15 protein-coding genes are annotated in these 16,784 nt (G+C 65.2%); 8 read left to right on the top strand and 7 right to left on the bottom strand.

The window, feature by feature from the left end; genetic code table 11:
- Nucleotides 1-9 precede the first annotated feature (9 nt).
- From ppdK to AQZ49_RS09970, 3 genes are read right to left on the bottom strand one after another with little or no spacing between them, the layout of a single operon-like run.
- Entirely contained in the window at nucleotides 10-2,673 is a 2,664-nt protein-coding gene (gene ppdK / locus AQZ49_RS09980; RefSeq protein WP_067615138.1) for a pyruvate, phosphate dikinase, read from the bottom strand.
- Between the two features lie 54 nt (nucleotides 2,674-2,727).
- On the bottom strand, nucleotides 2,728-4,719 hold the full coding sequence (gene glyS, locus AQZ49_RS09975) for a glycine--tRNA ligase subunit beta (RefSeq protein WP_067615137.1): 1,992 nt from the start codon (nucleotides 4,717-4,719) through the stop codon (nucleotides 2,728-2,730).
- On the bottom strand, nucleotides 4,716-5,621 hold the full coding sequence (locus AQZ49_RS09970) for a glycine--tRNA ligase subunit alpha (protein ID WP_067615136.1): 906 nt from the start codon (nucleotides 5,619-5,621) through the stop codon (nucleotides 4,716-4,718). Before AQZ49_RS09970 ends, glyS begins: the two co-directional genes overlap by 4 nt.
- 115 nt (nucleotides 5,622-5,736) lie before the next feature.
- Between AQZ49_RS09970 and AQZ49_RS09965 the strand changes: the two genes are divergently transcribed.
- From AQZ49_RS09965 to pth, 4 genes are all read left to right on the top strand, one after another.
- Nucleotides 5,737-6,621: a TraB/GumN family protein gene (locus tag AQZ49_RS09965; protein WP_231739168.1), complete on the top strand. Its 885-nt coding sequence runs from the start codon at nucleotides 5,737-5,739 to the stop codon at nucleotides 6,619-6,621.
- Nucleotides 6,621-7,490: a TraB/GumN family protein gene (locus AQZ49_RS09960; protein WP_231739167.1), complete on the top strand. Its 870-nt coding sequence runs from the start codon at nucleotides 6,621-6,623 to the stop codon at nucleotides 7,488-7,490. The genes AQZ49_RS09965 and AQZ49_RS09960 overlap by 1 nt, the downstream gene beginning before the upstream one ends.
- A gap of 107 nt (nucleotides 7,491-7,597) precedes the next feature.
- Entirely contained in the window at nucleotides 7,598-8,200 is a 603-nt protein-coding gene (locus AQZ49_RS09955) for a 50S ribosomal protein L25/general stress protein Ctc (protein ID WP_067615134.1), read from the top strand.
- Nucleotides 8,201-8,307: 107 nt separating this feature from the next.
- A complete protein-coding gene (gene pth / locus AQZ49_RS09950) occupies nucleotides 8,308-8,877 on the top strand; it encodes an aminoacyl-tRNA hydrolase (RefSeq protein WP_067615133.1) in 570 nt (189 codons plus the stop codon).
- 40 nt (nucleotides 8,878-8,917) lie between these two features.
- Here pth and AQZ49_RS22805 read toward each other — a convergent pair whose 3' ends face one another.
- Entirely contained in the window at nucleotides 8,918-9,172 is a 255-nt protein-coding gene (locus tag AQZ49_RS22805) for a hypothetical protein (protein ID WP_231739194.1), read from the bottom strand.
- Here AQZ49_RS22805 and AQZ49_RS22990 point away from each other — a divergent pair.
- Entirely contained in the window at nucleotides 9,090-9,626 is a 537-nt protein-coding gene (locus AQZ49_RS22990) for a PEP-CTERM sorting domain-containing protein (protein ID WP_156428237.1), read from the top strand. The genes AQZ49_RS22805 and AQZ49_RS22990 overlap by 83 nt on opposite strands.
- 150 nt (nucleotides 9,627-9,776) lie before the next feature.
- On the opposite strand, the gene AQZ49_RS22555 is transcribed toward AQZ49_RS22990, so the two are convergent.
- The 3 genes from AQZ49_RS22555 to AQZ49_RS09925 all read right to left on the bottom strand — a co-directional run bounded on the left by AQZ49_RS22555 (nucleotide 9,777) and on the right by AQZ49_RS09925 (nucleotide 12,741).
- Nucleotides 9,777-10,157 (bottom strand): hypothetical protein, encoded by a 381-nt coding sequence (locus AQZ49_RS22555; RefSeq protein WP_231739166.1) that lies wholly within the window; start codon nucleotides 10,155-10,157, stop codon nucleotides 9,777-9,779.
- A 77-nt stretch (nucleotides 10,158-10,234) separates the two neighbouring features.
- Nucleotides 10,235-11,740, bottom strand: coding sequence for a tetratricopeptide repeat protein (locus AQZ49_RS09930; protein ID WP_067615129.1), 1,506 nt, complete (start codon nucleotides 11,738-11,740; stop codon nucleotides 10,235-10,237).
- A gap of 41 nt (nucleotides 11,741-11,781) precedes the next feature.
- Nucleotides 11,782-12,741 (bottom strand): MBL fold metallo-hydrolase, encoded by a 960-nt coding sequence (locus AQZ49_RS09925; protein ID WP_067615128.1) that lies wholly within the window; start codon nucleotides 12,739-12,741, stop codon nucleotides 11,782-11,784.
- A gap of 104 nt (nucleotides 12,742-12,845) precedes the next feature.
- Here AQZ49_RS09925 and ychF point away from each other — a divergent pair, with 104 nt between their 5' ends.
- The 3 genes from ychF to AQZ49_RS09910 all read left to right on the top strand — a co-directional run bounded on the left by ychF (nucleotide 12,846) and on the right by AQZ49_RS09910 (nucleotide 16,537).
- Entirely contained in the window at nucleotides 12,846-13,946 is a 1,101-nt protein-coding gene (gene ychF / locus AQZ49_RS09920) for a redox-regulated ATPase YchF (RefSeq protein ID WP_067615127.1), read from the top strand.
- A gap of 17 nt (nucleotides 13,947-13,963) precedes the next feature.
- A complete protein-coding gene (locus tag AQZ49_RS09915; protein ID WP_067615126.1) occupies nucleotides 13,964-14,425 on the top strand; it encodes a MaoC family dehydratase in 462 nt (153 codons plus the stop codon).
- Between the two features lie 177 nt (nucleotides 14,426-14,602).
- Nucleotides 14,603-16,537: a TIR domain-containing protein gene (locus AQZ49_RS09910; protein WP_067615125.1), complete on the top strand. Its 1,935-nt coding sequence runs from the start codon at nucleotides 14,603-14,605 to the stop codon at nucleotides 16,535-16,537.
- Nucleotides 16,538-16,784: the final 247 nt, after the last annotated feature.

Genomic DNA, 16,784 nt, shown 5'->3' with positions numbered 1-16,784 from the left:
GGGAAGGATTTAGCCGAGAGCGGCTTGCGCTGCGGCCAGCCGCGCAATCGGCACGCGGTAGGGGCTGGCCGAAACATAATCGAGCCCCACTTTTTCGCAGAACGCGATCGAGGCGGGATCGCCGCCATGTTCGCCACAAATCCCCAGCTTGATATCGGGGCGGGTCTGGCGGCCGCGTTCGGCGGCCAGTTCGACCAGTTGGCCGACCCCTTCGATATCCAGGCTGACGAACGGATCGCGCGGATAGATGCCCTTTTCCACATAGGGATTGAGGAACCGCGCGGCATCGTCGCGACTGACCCCCAGCGTGGTCTGCGTCAGGTCGTTGGTGCCAAACGAGAAGAACTTGCCTTCCTGCGCGATCTCGTGCGCCATCAGCGCCGCGCGCGGCAGTTCGATCATCGTGCCGACCAGATAGTCGAGCGTCGATCCGCGTTCGGCAAACACGTCTGCCGCCACCCGGTCGACCAGTGCACGCAGGATTTCCAGTTCCTTGCGCGTGGCAACCAGCGGAATCATGATCTCGGGCACCACCGCATCGCCCGTCTTGGCCACGACATCGAGCGCGGCCTCGAAAATCGCGCGCGCCTGCATTTCATAGATTTCGGGGAACGTGATCCCCAGACGGCACCCGCGATGGCCGAGCATCGGGTTGAATTCATGCAATTCATCGGCGCGGCGGCGCAGATGGTCGACCCCCAGCCCGGTCACTTCGGCCAGTTCGGCAAATTCGGCATCGCCCTGCGGCAGGAATTCGTGCAGCGGCGGGTCGAGCAGGCGGATGGTCACCGGCAGCCCGGCCATCACTTCAAAGATGCCAGTGAAATCGGCACGCTGTTCGGGCAACAGCTTGGCCAGCGCAGAGCGGCGGCCCGCCTCGCTTTCGGCCAGGATCATCTCGCGCACCGACAGGATGCGCCCGGCGTCGAAGAACATGTGTTCGGTACGGCACAGCCCCACCCCTTCGGCACCGAACTGCCGCGCGACCAGGCAATCGTTCGGCGTTTCGGCATTGGCGCGCACTTTCATGCGGCGATGGCTGTCGGCCCAGGCCATCAACACCGCGAAATCACCGACCAATTCGGGTTCGACCGTGCGCACTTCACCGGCCATGACTTCGCCGTTCGATCCATCGAGCGTGATCACATCACCTTCGCGCAGTTCGCGATTGCCAATGCGCGCCACGCGGCTGGCCATGTCGATCGACAACGCCGAGGCGCCCGATACACAGGGACGACCCATGCCGCGCGCCACCACCGCGGCGTGGCTGGTCATGCCGCCCCGCGCGGTCAGCACGCCGCGCGCGGCATGCATGCCGTGGATGTCTTCGGGGCTGGTCTCGACGCGCACCAGGATCACCGCTTCGCCGCGTTCGGCACGCTTTTCGGCGGTATCGGCATCGAACACCACCGTACCCGACGCCGCGCCCGGCGACGCGGGCAGCCCGCGGGTCAGCACATCGCGCGGCGCCTTGGGATCGAGCGTGGGGTGCAGCAACTGATCGAGCGCCATCGGATCGATCCGGCGGATCGCGGTCTTTTCATCGATCAGCCCTTCGTGGACCATGTCGACCGCCATTTTCAGCGCGGCCTTGGCGGTGCGCTTGCCCGACCGGGTCTGCAGCATCCACAGCTTGCCGCGCTCGACGGTGAATTCGATATCCTGCATGTCCTTGTAATGCTTTTCGAGCAATTCAAAGACCGCCGCCAGTTCGCCATAGGCGCCGGGCATCGCTTCTTCCATCGATTGCGGCTTGGCGCCTGCCGCCTCGCGTGAGGCTTTGGTCAGGTATTGCGGGGTGCGGATACCCGCGACCACGTCCTCGCCTTGCGCATTGACCAGCCATTCGCCGTAATAGGCCTTGGTACCGGTGGCCGGATCGCGGGTGAACGCCACGCCGGTGGCCGAGGTGTCGCCCATGTTGCCGAACACCATCGCCTGCACATTGACGGCGGTGCCCCAGTCGGCGGGAATGTCGTTCAACCGGCGATAGACTTTGGCGCGGTCGCTTTCCCAACTGTCGAACACGGCGGCAATCGCGCCCCACAACTGTTCGTGCACATCCTGCGGGAACGGACGGCCCAGCTCTTCCTCGACAATCGCGTTGTACTGCTTGACGAGCGCCTGCCAATGTTCGGCCTGCATCTCCACATCGGCGTAGAACCCATTGTCTTCCTTGGCGATTTCCAGCGCATCCTCGAACCGGTGATGGTCGAGCCCAAGCACCACGTCGGAATACATCTGGATGAACCGGCGATAGGAATCCCACGCAAAGCGCGCATCGCCCGACCCTGCGGCCAGCCCCGCGACGGTGACATCGTTGAGCCCGAGGTTGAGCACGGTGTCCATCATGCCCGGCATCGACACGCGCGCGCCCGACCGCACCGAAACCAGCAGCGGGGTCCCCGCATCGCCGAATGTGCGGCCCGTCGCGGCCTCGATATGGGCAATCCCGCGTGCCACCGCATCGCGCAGATCGGCGTCGAAAGTCTTGCCCGCGCCGTTGTATTGCGTGCACACTTCGGTGCTGATGGTGAAGCCCGGCGGCACCGGCAGGCCGATGCTGGCCATTTCCGCCAGGTTGGCGCCCTTGCCACCGGTAATGGTCTTGTCACGCGACCGGGGATTGTCTGACTGGGCCCCACCGCCGAAATGGAATACGTATGCACTCATGATCGAGAAGGCTCCTCGGTTACGCTCATGCGACGCCCGGTCGGGACCGGACGCCTAACCTTCGATACGGGAAAAGTCGGCGACCTTGTGCACTGCAGCACGAAACTGGTCAAGCAAGCCGAGACGGCTGGCGCGCTTTTGCCCATCTGCATCGTTGACAGTGACGGTTTCAAAAAAGGCATCGATCGGCGCGCGCAAGCTGGCCAGCGCGGCCATCGCCTGCGTAAACGCCTCGTCCGCCAGCGCAAGATCGACCTTTGGCCCAGCCTCGGCCAGCGCGTTTGCCAGCGCCGCTTCGGCGGGTTCGGGGGTATAGGCGTGCGCCTGTGCCTCCCAGGTTTCCTTTTTCAGGATATTGGCCGCGCGCTTGTAGCCCGCGATCAGGTTCTTGCCATCATCGGTACCGACAAACGCCTGGAGCGCATGGACCCGCGCCAGCAGGCGCACCAGATCATCCTCGCCGCCCAGCGCAAACACCGCATCGATCAGATCGTGCCGCACGCCCGCCTCACGCTGCTGCACTTTCAGTCGGTCGGCGAAAAAGGCCAGCAAATCGCCTTCGGCCACAGCCAGCCGCAAACCATTGTCGGTGATCAGGCGAATGACGCCCAGCGCCGCGCGGCGCAGCGCAAACGGATCTTTCGAACCGGTCGGCTTTTCATCGATCGCGAAAAAGCCGCGCAAAGTGTCGAGCTTGTCGGCCAGCGCCACCGCCACCGAAACCGGCGCGGTGGGCACATCGTCACCCTGACCGACTGGCTTGTAATGGTCGCGGATGGCATCGGCCACGGCATCGGGCAGACCTTCGGCGCGGGCGTAATAGCCGCCCATAAGCCCCTGCAATTCGGGGAATTCACCAACCATTTCGGTGACCAGATCGGCCTTGCACAGATCTGCCGCCAGCCGCGCCTGCACCGGGTCGGCACCAGGGATGACCGCGCACAGCGCCTCGGCAAGGTCCGCCACGCGCGCGACTTTGTCGGCCAGGCTGCCCAGCTTTTCGTGAAAGGTGATCCGCGCCAGCTTTTTGGCCTGTTCGGCCAGCGGCGTCTTTTGGTCCTGGTCCCAAAAGAACCGCGCATCGGACAGGCGGGCGGCCAGGACTTTGCGGTTCCCTGCGATGATCGCCGCGCCGCCATCGCTGGCGACAATGTTGGCGGTGCAGATGAACGCGTTGGCCAATGCGCCAGCTTGATCGCGGCAGATGAAATACTTCTGGTTGACGCGGGCGGTCAACTGGATGACTTCGGGCGGGACGGCCAGGAATTCCGGGTCGAAACGTCCCAGCAGCGGCACTGGCCATTCGGTCAGTCCGGCGTTCTCGATCACCAGACCTTCGTCTTCCACCAGCACGAGGCCCGCATCGGCTGCGGCGCGTTGCGCGCCGTCGCGCACGATGGCTTCACGCGTGGCATGATCGACGATCACATGCGCGGCGCGCAGCTTGTCGGCATAGTCATCGGCGCCATCAATGGTGACCACGCCCTGATGCATGAAGCGATGGCCCAGCGTTTCGCGGCCCGAAACGATCCCGCCCACATCGATCGGCACGACCTCGCCGCCCAGCAGCGCCACGATCCCCGACAGCGGACGCACCCAGCGCAAGGATTCGCTCGACAGCGATTGCGCGCCCCAGCGCTGTGTCTTGGGCCAGGGAAATGCGCGGATGATCGCCGGAATCGCCGCCGCCAGCACCTCGGCGGTGGCGCGGCCGGGCTTTTCCAGCACGGCAAACCATACCCCGTCGCGCTCGGTCAATTGCTCTGCCGACAGCCCGGTCTTGCGCAGAAACCCTTCGAGCGCCTGCGCCGGGGCACTGGTGCGCGGGCCTTTCACCTCTTCGTGCACCGCTTGCGTGGCCAGCGGCATCGCGCGCGCGATCAGCGCCAGCCGTCGCGGCGTGGACCATACGGTGATCGCGCCGGGGGTGATCCCGGCGGCAACCAGTTCCTTGCGGAACAGGCGTTCCAGATCGGCGCGTGCGCCCGCCTGCATCCGCGCGGGGATCTCTTCGCTGCGCAGTTCGAGCAGAAAATCGGCGCTCATGCGCTCCACCCCGGAAATTTGGCGGCCCAGTCGTCCTTGAACTTTGCCATATAGGCCTCGCACGATCCGCGCGCGAGATCGCGCACGCGGCCCATGTAGCTGGCGCGTTCCTGCACCGAAATCACCCCGCGCGCCTGCAACAGGTTGAACAGATGGCTGGCCTCGATCGCCTGTTCATAGGCGGCAATCGGCACTTCGGCCTCGATCGCGGCGCGGCATTCGGCCTCTGCGGCGGCAAAGCCCCGGAACAGCGTATCGGTGTCGGCGACTTCGAAGTTCCATTTCGACATCTGGCGTTCGTTTTCCAGGAACACGTCGCCATAGCGCACGCCCGCATCGTTGAAGCGCAAGTCGTAGATGCTGTCGACACCCTGGATATACATCGCCAGCCGTTCGAGCCCATAGGTCAGCTCGCCCGCCACCGGCTTGCAATCAAACCCGCCCATCTGCTGAAAATAGGTGAACTGGCTGACTTCCATGCCGTCGCACCACACTTCCCAGCCCAGCCCCCAGGCGCCGAGCGTGGGCGATTCCCAGTCATCCTCGACAAAGCGGATATCGTGCAGCAGCGGATCGATGCCGATCGCAAACAGGCTGCCCAGATAGAGCGCCTGAAAATCCGCCGGGCTCGGCTTCATGATCACCTGATACTGGTAATAGTGCTGCAACCGGTTGGGATTTTCGCCATAGCGGCCATCGGTGGGCCGACGGCTGGGCTGCACATAGGCGGCATTCCACGATTCCGGCCCGAGTGAGCGCAGCGTGGTGGCGGTGTGGAACGTGCCCGCACCCACGCGCATGTCATACGGTTGCAGGATCAGACAGCCTTGCGCGCTCCAATAGGCGTGAAGACGCAGGATCATGTCCTGAAAGCTGGGGGCTGTCTGCAAAGTATCGGCCATGCGCGCGCCTTTGGCCCATTGGCCCCGGCAAATCAACCGGGGCGGGTACGCTTTGCGCACGCTTGGCACGATTGGCGGGGCTTGCCGCCGACGCGCGGCTGCGCCATTCCGGTGCATGATGCGTATCCCCTTTCTCCGCCGCCTGTCCTGGCTGCTGCTGCTGGCCCCCGCGCTGGCGCAGGCCGACCCCGCACCGCTGCACCCCGCACTGTGGAAAGTGACGCGCGATCACACCACGATCTGGCTGTTCGGCACCATCCACATGCTGCCCCCCGGCACGCCATGGCTCGATGGCCCGATCGCACAGGCCGCCGACAGCGCCGATGAAATCGCCACCGAAATCGACGATCCCGACGGCAGCGGATCGCGCGCCGCGCTGGTGGCGCATTCGGCGCTGCCGGCGGGCGAGCATCTGTCGGCGCTGATCGCGCCCGACGAACGCAAGGCGCTGGCCGAACGGTTCGCCCGTTTTGGCCTGAAGCCCGAAATGATCGACGATCGCAAGCCGTGGTTTGCCGCGGTCATGCTGTCGGCGCTGCCGCTGATGCACAAAGGGTTCGACCCGAAACAGGGGGTCGAGGCCGGGCTGTTCACGCGGGAGGCCGCGCGCAAGGTGCCGCGCGTGGGCATCGAGACGCCCGACGAACAACTGGCCATCCTCGACGGCCTGCCGCAGGCCTCGCAACTGAGCTACCTCAAGAGCGTGATCACCGATTTCGACACGATCGACAGCCAGATCGACGCAATGATCGCCGCCTGGGGCAAAGGCGATGCCGAGGCGCTGGCGCGGCTGATGATCGAGGATGACGCCAAGGACGATCCGGTGCTGATCGACCGCCTGATCACCCAGCGCAATCGGCGGTTTGCGGCATGGATCACCGCGCGTCTGCAACGACCGGGCACGGTGTTCATGGCCGTCGGCGCGGGGCATCTGGCCGGTCCCGGCAGCGTGCAGGACGATCTGGCCAAGGCGGGGATTGCCGTCGAACGGGTGCAATGATGCGCCGCTGGATCGCGGGTTTGCTGATCGTACTGGCCGCCGCCTGCCAGCGCGCGCCGGTACCCGCATCGCATGTCGCACTATGGCAGATCAGCCGCGATGGCACGGCATGCGGGTGGATCCTGGGCACGATCCACGCCCTGCCGCCCGGCACATCCTGGCGGCGCCCGGCGATCGATGCGGCGATGGCGCGGGCGGACCGGCTGGTGATGGAAATCGGCGAACCGATCGATCCGGCCATCGCGGGCAAGGCGCTGGCGCGGCTGGCCTATACCCCCGGCCTTCCCCCGCCGAGCCAGCGGCTCGATGGCGCCGGGCGCGCCGCGCTGATCGCCGCCTATCGCCGGTTGGGGCTCGACGATGCGCGGTTTGCCAACGAGGAAAGCTGGGCGGTCGCCTTGCAGATGTCCGCGCTGGCCAGCCAGAAGGCCGGCGCCGATGCGCAAGACGGGGTCGAGCCCCAGTTGCGGCAGGCAATGACGGGCAAGCAGGTGTCCGGGCTGGAAACGATCGACAGCCAGTTTGCGGTGTTCGATGCGCTGCCCCCGCACGCACAGACCGTGCTGCTGGCCAGTGTCGCGCGCGAGGCGACCGATCCGCGCAATGACGATGCCGATCTGCTGGCAAAATGGCTGAACGGCGATGTGCAAGGCCTGGCACGCGAGGCGACCAGCGATTTTCTGGCCGATCCCGTGCTCCACGCGGCGCTGCTGACCACGCGCAACCGCGCCTGGGCCGGACAGATCGACACGTTGTTGCATGGCGGCGCGCATCCGTTCATCGCGGTGGGCGCGGCGCACGTGGCCGGGCCCGACGGCCTGCCGGCGCTGCTGCGCGCCAGAGGCTGGACCGTGACGCCGGTCACCTGATCCTTGCATTTTTCGCCGGAACCGCTAAGGGCCGCCGCTTCCCGTTATGGTCATCCCTGGAGGCGTGGCGGGAAACACGTGTATATCTTCATCTAAGGATCAGACAAATGAGCGAAACGCTGCATCTGTCGGCCGAACCGCGCGAAAAGGTAGGCAAGGGAGCCTCCCGCGTGCTGCGTCGTGCCGGCCGCACCCCCGCCGTGGTTTATGGCGACAATCAGACCCCGCTGGCCGTCCATCTCGAAGAAAAGGCGCTCCGCAAGGCGCTTTCGACGGGCCACTTCTTCAATTCGATCGTCGAACTGACTGTCGGCGACACCGTCGTGCGCACCCTGCCCAAGGATGTTGCGTTCCATGCGGTGACCGACCGGCCGGAACACGTCGATTTCCTGCGCGTTTCTGCGACCCACGCGGTGCACGTCAAAGTGCCCGTGCTGTTCGTCAACGAAGCCGATTCGCCGGGCATCAAGAAGGGCGGCGTGCTCAACATCGTTGCGCACGAGCTCGAACTGATCGCCATTCCCGAAGCGATCCCCGATGACATCACCGTCGATCTGACCGGTCTCGATGTCGGCGCGTCGATCCACATGCACGACATCGTGCTGCCCCAGGGCTGCAAAGTGGTCACCCACGAAGCAGATGCCACGATCGCCACGATCGTTGCCCCTTCGGCGCTGAAGTCGAGCGAAGGCGACGCTGCCAAGGGCTGATCGGTCCTGCTGCAGATCACCGGAACCCCCGTCTCGCCGCGAGACGGGGGTTCTTTTTTTGCGCGCCGGGTCTATGGGCGCCCCATCCCCAAGGAGTTCGGTTCGCCATGCAAGTCTGGGTCGGCCTGGGCAATCCGGGCCCGCAATATGCGCTCAACCGGCACAATGTCGGGTTCGTGGCGCTCGACACGATTGCCGAAGTGCATCGGTTTGGCCCGGTCCAGAAAAAGTTTCAGGGCTGGGTGCAGGAGGGGCGGATCGGCAGCGAACGCGTGATCCTGCTGAAACCGGCCACATTCATGAACGAAAGCGGACGCGCGGTGGGCGAAGCGCTGCGATTCTTCAAGCTGGCGCCCGATACGCTGACGGTGTTCCACGACGAGCTCGACCTTGCGCCGTTCAAGGTGAAAGTCAAAACCGGTGGCGGCACGGCGGGGCACAACGGCCTGCGATCGATCGACCAGCATTGCGGCCCCGATTTCCGCCGCGTGCGGATCGGCATCGGCCATCCCGGGCACAAGGATCGCGTCACCGGCCATGTGCTGGGCAACTATGCCAAGGCCGAAGGCGACGATCTGGTGACCATGCTGGGCGCGATCGCGCGCGGTGCCGAATGGCTGGCACGCGGCGACGACACGCGGTTCATGAACGACGTGGCCTTGATCCAGCAGGGTTGAAACCACGCCCAGGGCATTAAGTACGTTTTTAAAGTAAAAATCAATTTTGGTTAAACTGCATGAGTCGAAATTGATTACGCTTTGGCGACTGCGAGAGTATCGTTAACCATTGAAACTGTCGTATTTCCTCATTTGGCACGGCCTGTGCAATGTTTGTCTTTAACCAGACAGACACTTCGGCACGATCGAGCCCATTCAGTGAGGAAGCGACCATGAAACGCATTGCATCGGCCACCACCGTGATCATCGGCGGGCTTACCGCCTCGGCAGCGCTGGCCTGCTGCGTTACCGGCATCCTGCCCATTCCTGTCCTGCCTACCCCGATCGCGCCAAAGCCCCCGATCATTACCCCGGCGCCCTGGACCCCTGCTCCGCCCAAGGCACCATCGTGCTATGGCGGCAGCTCGTCGTCGTCGAGCTCGTCGACCTCTTCTTCGACATCGAGCAGCAGCGGCGGCACGTCGACCAGTTCGACCTCGGGCGGCAGCACCACCTCGTCAACGTCGGGTGGCAGCACTTCAGGTGGCAGCACTTCGGGCGGCAGCTCGACTTCGGGCGGCAACACAACCTCCTCGACGTCCGGCGGCAACACGTCGAGCAGCACCTCGGGCGGCGCCAGCACATCGTCCACCTCTGGCGGCAGCACCACATCGTCGTCTGGTGGCACCACCGTACCCGAACCGGGCATGCTCGGCATGATGGGGCTGGGCTTTGTCGGCATGGCCATGACGCGCCGTCGCCGCCGCTGATCCTGCCATGCGACCTGGCTGTCGGCGATGGCCGGGTCGCACAGAAGATTAACGCGGCCATGTCGGCATACCTTACATCGCAGGCCCGAGACGACAGGCCTTGACCACCAAAAACCGCGGACTTCCTTGCCTGGCATGGTTTATGCTTATTCAGGTATTAACCAAACAATCGTGTGACCCGGCCGTTTCGGGCAACCATACCAGGGGAAGTCCAGTGAAGCCCATTGCGACCGCTACCGTCGTCCTGATCGGCATGCTTGCCGCCACCCCTGCCGTGGCCGGAAATGGTCGATGGTCCAGCTCAGGCGGTTCATCCTCGTCCAGCGGCGGGTCGGGCCCGATCACCCCGATCGGCACCACCAGTTCGGGTGGGTGGTCAAGCACGGGTGGCTCCAGCTCGTCATCTTCATCCACTACCAGTTCCACCACATCATCGACCTCGGGCAGCTCATCGACGTCGGGCGGCTCGACCACATCGTCGACGTCCGGTGGTTCGACATCCGGCGGTATGGCGGTGGCAGAACCGGGCATGCTTGGCATGATGGGGCTGGGCTTTGTCGGCATGGCGCTCACCCGCCGGCGCCGGGGCTGAACCGGCAATCTGCCGATCAGCCACCCGCCCGCGCGTAATCGGCGCGAAACAGGTGGTTGGTCGGGTCGCGTTCGAGCGCCTGGTGCAACAAGGATCGCGATGTTTCGGGATCGCGCCCGGCATTGAGACGCACCACCCCCGCCATATGCAGCATATCAGGATTGGTTGAATCAAGCGCCAGCGCACGGTCGGCATAGCCGATCGCGGCATCGCCCTGCCCCAGCCGACTGGCCGTCAGCGCCATCAGCTTCTGCACCTCGGCATCGCCTTCGGCGCCGGGAATCGTGCGCCAAAGTGTCAGCGCGGCGGCCCAGTCGCGGCGCGCCATGGCCGCCATCGCAGCCATCGAGGCGGCATTGATGGTGGCCAGTTGCGGCGCATTGCGGCGCGCGACATAGCCCGCCAGGGCGCCATCGCGGGCCAATGTCGCGGCGCGGATGGCCAGATCAAGCTCTGGCTTGCCCGCCAGCACGCTGTCGGCCAGCGGGCGAATGGTGCGCAACGCCCCTGCCCCATCACCCAGATCGATGTCGCATTGCGCCAGCAGCAGGCGGATTTTCGGATTTTGGGGGCTGAGCGACAGCGCCTGTTGTGCGATCGCGCGCGCCGCCTCGGTGCGGCCCAGATGGCGCAGCGCGTCGGCATAGGCCAGCGCATCGGGCCCATGCAGATCCAGCGCGGCCTCGTGCGGCGCCATCAGCGCGCGCACTTTATCCCATTGGCCCTGTTCATCGGCGATGCGCACGGTCATCGACACCACCGCCGGCACATCGGGCGCGCGCGCGGCGGCTTGCGCGGCATAGCCTGCCGCATGCGCCAGATCGCCATAGCGGTCGGCCAGGTCGGCCATCGCCAGCAATGGTTCGGGACGCGTCGCATAGCGATTGGCGGCCCCGGCATAGGCCTGCATGGCGCGGTCCATTTGCCCGCGACGCTCGGCGATCAGCCCGGCCGTCATCAACGTATCGAGCCGGTCGGGCCCGGCCTGGCGCATCACCGCCAGGGCCCGGTCTGCGCCGTCGATGTCGTCGGCATCGATCAGCATCCGCCCATAGTCCCACGCCAGCCGGAAATCGGCCCCGGCAGCCGTGCCGCGCTGAAAATCGGCGCGCGCCGCCACCATATCGCCCGCCGCTTGCGCCGCTTCGCCACGCAACCGCCATGCCACCGGGCCCTGGTCGGCGCCAAGCAACCGTGCCATTGCATCGCTCTGGCCCCGCAACAGCGCGGCCTGCGCGCTCAATTCGTTCCAGTCCGACCCATGCATCCCGCCGTCGGACAGGCGTGCCAGCGTGCGCGCGGCGCCTTCGCCATCACCCAGCGCCAGTTCGGCGCGCGCCAGCAGCAACAGCATCTCGCGGTTGTCGCCCTGCACTTCGAGCGCGGCGAGCACCGCGATGCGCGCATGATCGTAATCTTCGGCGGCAAACGCCGCCTTGGCTTCGGCCAACCGCGCGGCCGGGTCGACATGGCTGCACGCGGCCAGGGCCATCGAGGCCATCATCGCAAGAATTCGTCTCATCGCCGCCGGTCTATGCCAGCAAGCGTTGAAGGTTCGGTAAATCAGCCCGCAATGTCCCCCGCGACGATACCCGGATGCGCCTCGCCCCAGACGAACCGCGACCCCACCGCCTCGACCACGGCCGTGTGCCGATCGAGCCCAAGCAGACCGCGCAACCGCCACGTCGCCTCGATGCCGGTGCAATGGCCTGCCAGCAGATAGCGCAGACCCTTGAGCCGCGCCGCCGTTGCCACCAGCACCGCATCGGGCTTGGCAAACAAGTGCAGCCCGCCGATTACCGCCAACAGCCGCGCATCACCGGTGATCGCCTGGGCCGCGTCGGCAATGTTCATGATCCCGGCATGGCCGCAACCGGTAACGATGATCGGGCCATCGGCGGTGGCGATCACCAGCGAGGAATCCTCCGCCACCGGATCGACAACCGCGCCGGTGGTGGTGTGTACGAATTCTGCGGTATCGAAATTGGTTTCATCGTGGTGGCGCGGCACCGGCCCGGTCAGCCACAGGCCCGGCACCAGCATCACCGGCGCGCCATGTTCGATCAGCGTCGCACCTGTCGCCACATAGGCGCGCGCCAGCGCGGGAAAACCGTTGTCGAGATGCCCGCGGGCGTCGAACCGGTCGGCCATGATCCCCGCCCCGACATGCAGGCGCGACAGCGCCGCAGGGTTTTTGGCCATCATCGCCTTGCGCAGCGCGAGCAGGCCGCCGGTGTGATCGTCGTGAAAATGGGTGATCACCACGTCTTCGACTGTCGACAGGTCGATATGCAGATCGGCCGCGTTGCGGAGCACCACGTCGGCATGCGCACCAGTGTCGAACAGCACGCGATGCCCGTCCACCTCGACCAGCGCGGCATAGCCCCATTCGCCAATGCCCTGATCGGCCAGCATCGTCGACAGCGTGATCACCGTGACGTGACGTGCCAGCACCGGTGCGGCCATGGCGGGGATTGCCAGCACAAGCGCGAACAGTGCAATCAACGCCCTGAGATATGCCATTGCGACGTCTCCCCCCTTGACCTCGGGGCAAAGGGATACCATCGCGCCGGGAAAGTCAAATTGCCGGACCATCCTCGGCACCCGATCAGGAAAGTGACACGCACATGGGTTTTCGTTGCGGCATCGTGGGCCTGCCCAACGTCGGCAAATCGACGCTGTTCAACGCCCTGACCGAAACGCAGGCGGCGCAGGCGGCCAATTATCCGTTCTGCACGATCGAGCCCAATGTCGGCAATGTCGGCGTGCCCGATCCCCGGCTGGACAAGCTGGCCGCCATCGCGGGCAGCCAGAAGATCATCCCCACGCAGCTCGGCTTTGTCGATATTGCCGGCCTGGTGCGCGGTGCGTCAAAGGGCGAAGGGCTGGGCAACCAGTTCCTGGGCAACATTCGCGAAGTCGATGCCATCGTGCATGTGCTGCGCTGCTTTGAAAACGACGACATCCAGCATGTCGACAACAAGGTCGATCCGATTTCGGATGCCGAAACGGTCGAGACCGAGCTGATGCTGGCCGATCTGGAAAGCCTGGAAAAGCGCGTGCCCGCCGCGCAGAAAAAGGCCAGCAGCGGCGACAAGGAGGCCAAGCTGATGGCGTCCGTGCTCGGCCAGGCGCTCGATCTGCTGCGCGAGGGCAAGCCCGCGCGCCTGACCGAGCCGAAAGACGAAGAAGAGCTGCGCGTGTTCAAGCAGGCGCAATTGCTGACCGCCAAGCCGGTGCTTTATGTCTGCAATGTCGAAGAAGACAGCGCGGCCGACGGCAACGCGTTTTCGGCGCGCGTGTTCGAAAAGGCCAGGGCCGAAGGCGCCGAAGCGGTGATCGTGTCGGCGGCGATCGAATCCGATCTGGTCGGCATGGACGGCGACGAACGGCTGGCCTTTCTGGCGGAAATGGGCCTGCACGAAACCGGGCTCAACCGCGTGATCCGCGCGGGCTACGAACTATTGCACCTGATCACATTCTTCACCGTCGGCCCCAAGGAAACCCGCGCCTGGACCGTGCACAAGGGCGCGCGTGCACCGCAGGCGGCGGGCGAAATCCATTCCGATTTCGAACGCGGCTTCATCCGCGCCGAAACCATCGCCTATGACGATTACATCGCGCTGGCCGGCGAAGCGGGCGCGCGCGATGCGGGCAAGTTGCGGCAGGAAGGCAAGGACTATGTCGTCAAGGATGGTGACGTGCTGAATTTCCGCTTCAATGTTTAAACGGGCAGAGCAAGCCGATGCAGTTCTATGAAGATCTGGTGGTGGGCGAAATCCACCGGTTCGGCGCCTATGCGGTTACCCGCGAAGAGGTCATCGCATTTGCGTCGAAATACGATCCGCAGCCGTTCCACCTCGATGACGCGGCTGCGGCGGCGACCCATTTCGGGCGGCTGTCGGCCAGCGGCTGGCACACGTGCGCGATGACCATGGCAATGCTGGTCGAACGCCATCGCGACACCGGCCATCAGGGATTGGGTTCGCCCGGCGTCGATGACGTGCGCTGGCTGCGCCCGGTCTATCCCGGCGACACGCTGAGCGTCGAAACCGAATTGCTGGAAAAACGCCGCAGCGCGACCAAGCCCGATCGCGGCATCTTCAGGACAGCCACACGGGTGTTCAACCAGGACAACGTCATGGTGATGAGCATGACCAGCCGGGCGATGATCCGCACCCGCGATCCGGCGGGAACCGACTTGTAATCTGTCAGGCGTTGTACCTCGCTGGGGCGTTGACGCTTCCGGCCCGGCGTGATTTAGTCCGTTTCGGATCGGGGACTTATGGGGAACAGGTCGCCCGTCAGCCATACCTGAGCGGAAGGATTGCATGCGCATTGTGACGCCCTGCGCCTGTGTGCCGGGACAGACCGGTCGCGGACGATGACGATGGTACCATCCGGCCAGCGCGGTCGAATTCTGTTCATCAGCTACGCGCGCGCCGACCGCGAACGCATCGATCCGCTGACCCGCGTGCTGACCGAGGCCGGGCACCAGGTCTGGTGGGATGCGCTGATCGAGGGCGGCGAGGCTTTTGCCAAAAGCATCGAGAGCGCGCTCGATCTGGCCGATGTGGTGATTGTCGCCTGGTCGGTGCATTCGGTCGCGTCCGACTGGGTGCGTGACGAGGCCTCGCACGGGCGTGATCGCGGGCGGCTGGTGCCGATCTCGCTCGACGGCACATTGCCACCGCTGGGGTTTCGCCAGTACCATTTCATCGATTTCAGCAAATGGCGCGGATCGGCGCAGGCGCCAGAGATTGCCGCGCTGGTCAGCGCGATTGCGGCGGGTGGCACGGCGCGCGCCACGCCCTCGCCCGACGCCCGCGCGCGACCCTCGGCGCTGCGCGCCACGCTCGGCCGGCGGGCCCTGCTGTTCGGCACGGGCAGCGCAGTTGCCGCGCTGGGCGGCGGCTATGCTGCGTGGCGCGTGCTTGGTGCACACGGCGCGCCCGATGGCAGCATTGCCGTCCTGCCGTTCGCCAATCTCAGCGGCGATCCCGAACAGAGCTATTTCTCCGACGGGCTGTCCGAGGAAATGCGCGCAAAACTGGCCGAAGTCGGCGGCTTCAAGGTGGCCGCGCAAATATCGTCGGACCATTTCCGCAACCACGAAGCCGACGCCAGGACGATCGGTGATGCACTGGGTGTGGCCTGGCTGCTCGATGGCAGCGTCCGCCGCGCGGGCGATACCTTGCGCATCACCAACGAACTGATCGAAGTGCGCACCGGCATGACCAAGTGGTCGCAAAGCTATGACCGGCAGATGCGCGACATCTTTGCCGTCCAGAGCGAGATTGCCTCCACCGTGATCCAGGCGATCACCGGCCAGATCCCCGCCGCCGCCGCCACGCTGCTCAAATCGGGCACGGCGGTGGTGGCCGCCTATGACGCCTTTCTGCGGGGCCGGGCCTATTACAACAGCGATACCGGCGAAGATGCCGACCGTAAGGCGCTGGCCAGTTTCGACGCGGCCATCGCCGCAGACCCCAATTATGCGCAGGCGCACGCCATGCGCGCCGACACGCTGCTCGACATTGCCAGCGAATATGCCCCCGCCGACCAATTGGCCGCGCTCCACGCCGATGCCATGGGATCGGCGCGCCGCGCGGTCGAACTGGCACCGCGCTATGCCTATGGCTGGCTGGTACTGGGCGAAGAGACGCTCTATTCACGCCACGATTTCCGCGCCGCCCGGCCGTTTTACGAAAAGGCGCACACGCTGGGCCCGATGGATAGCGAAGTCCTGGGCCAATATGCCTATTTCGCCGCCAGAACGGGGCGCCTGGCTGAAGGCATTGCCGCGATTGAGCGCAAGATCGATCTCGATCGGCTCAATCCCCTGACTTACGAAAGCAAGGGCTTGTTCCTCTATTGCGCCAAACGCTTTGCCGAGGCCGCGCGCTTGTTCGGTCAGGCGCTGGCGATGAGCCCCGGGCTCAGCCATGCGCAATCGAGTCTGGGTTTTGCCCTGTTGTGTCAGGGCGAACTGACGGCAGCGCGCGCAGCCTTTGTTGCCGAACCCGACGAGCGTCAAAGGCTGACCGGGCTGGCACTAGTCGATCGCCGGTTGAAAGCGATGCCCGCCGCACGGCAATCGCTGGACATGCTGGCGCACAAGTTCGGGGATGCCACGCTCTACCTGCAGGCGATGGTGCTGGCCCAATGGGGCGAGACCGACCGGGCGCTCGACGCGCTGGAAAAGGCGCGCGCGGCCAACACCCCCGGGCTTGCCTGGGCGCTGGTCGAACCGATGCTCGATCCGCTACGCGGCCAGGCCAGATTTAAACGCTTGCTGGTCGGGATGGGTCTGCTCTAGTTTGGCTCCGGGGCCTTTCGGCGATTTCCGGGGGCAGTTGCAGAGGGACCGCTGGAATGCGTTCAACAGTTGCGAAAATCGTGGGCATATCTCTTGGCGCGGCGCTGATGCTGACAGCCAATCCGGCGTTCGCCCGCCATCATCATCACCATCGCCATCATCGGCCGCATCATCCCCACGCACCCAAGCAGACCACGCCGCCGGTCGCACCGCAACCGGTCACCGGTTGCGCCGATCACTGCAAACC

The organism is Novosphingobium sp. FSW06-99, from assembly GCF_001519065.1.
Taxonomy (GTDB): Bacteria; Pseudomonadota; Alphaproteobacteria; order Sphingomonadales; family Sphingomonadaceae; genus Novosphingobium.
Note: the sequence above shows the minus strand (reverse complement) of the source record. Positions and strands in the feature narration are given on the sequence as shown.

What these genes read in the sequence shown, in the direction of transcription:
- ppdK (WP_067615138.1), bottom strand. Translation starts at nt 2,673, where the DNA reads ATGAGTGCATACGTATTCCATTTCGGCGGTGGGGCCCAGTCAGACAAT.
- glyS (WP_067615137.1), bottom strand. Translation starts at nt 4,719, where the DNA reads ATGAGCGCCGATTTTCTGCTCGAACTGCGCAGCGAAGAGATCCCCGCG.
- AQZ49_RS09970 (WP_067615136.1), bottom strand. Translation starts at nt 5,621, where the DNA reads ATGGCCGATACTTTGCAGACAGCCCCCAGCTTTCAGGACATGATCCTG.
- AQZ49_RS09965 (WP_231739168.1), top strand. Translation starts at nt 5,737, where the DNA reads ATGATGCGTATCCCCTTTCTCCGCCGCCTGTCCTGGCTGCTGCTGCTG.
- AQZ49_RS09960 (WP_231739167.1), top strand. Translation starts at nt 6,621, where the DNA reads ATGCGCCGCTGGATCGCGGGTTTGCTGATCGTACTGGCCGCCGCCTGC.
- AQZ49_RS09955 (WP_067615134.1), top strand. Translation starts at nt 7,598, where the DNA reads ATGAGCGAAACGCTGCATCTGTCGGCCGAACCGCGCGAAAAGGTAGGC.
- pth (WP_067615133.1), top strand. Translation starts at nt 8,308, where the DNA reads ATGCAAGTCTGGGTCGGCCTGGGCAATCCGGGCCCGCAATATGCGCTC.
- AQZ49_RS22990 (WP_156428237.1), top strand. Translation starts at nt 9,090, where the DNA reads ATGAAACGCATTGCATCGGCCACCACCGTGATCATCGGCGGGCTTACC.
- AQZ49_RS22805 (WP_231739194.1), bottom strand. Translation starts at nt 9,172, where the DNA reads ATGCCGGTAACGCAGCAGGCCAGCGCTGCCGAGGCGGTAAGCCCGCCG.
- AQZ49_RS22555 (WP_231739166.1), bottom strand. Translation starts at nt 10,157, where the DNA reads ATGCCCGGTTCTGCCACCGCCATACCGCCGGATGTCGAACCACCGGAC.
- AQZ49_RS09930 (WP_067615129.1), bottom strand. Translation starts at nt 11,740, where the DNA reads ATGAGACGAATTCTTGCGATGATGGCCTCGATGGCCCTGGCCGCGTGC.
- AQZ49_RS09925 (WP_067615128.1), bottom strand. Translation starts at nt 12,741, where the DNA reads ATGGCATATCTCAGGGCGTTGATTGCACTGTTCGCGCTTGTGCTGGCA.
- ychF (WP_067615127.1), top strand. Translation starts at nt 12,846, where the DNA reads ATGGGTTTTCGTTGCGGCATCGTGGGCCTGCCCAACGTCGGCAAATCG.
- AQZ49_RS09915 (WP_067615126.1), top strand. Translation starts at nt 13,964, where the DNA reads ATGCAGTTCTATGAAGATCTGGTGGTGGGCGAAATCCACCGGTTCGGC.
- AQZ49_RS09910 (WP_067615125.1), top strand. Translation starts at nt 14,603, where the DNA reads ATGACGATGGTACCATCCGGCCAGCGCGGTCGAATTCTGTTCATCAGC.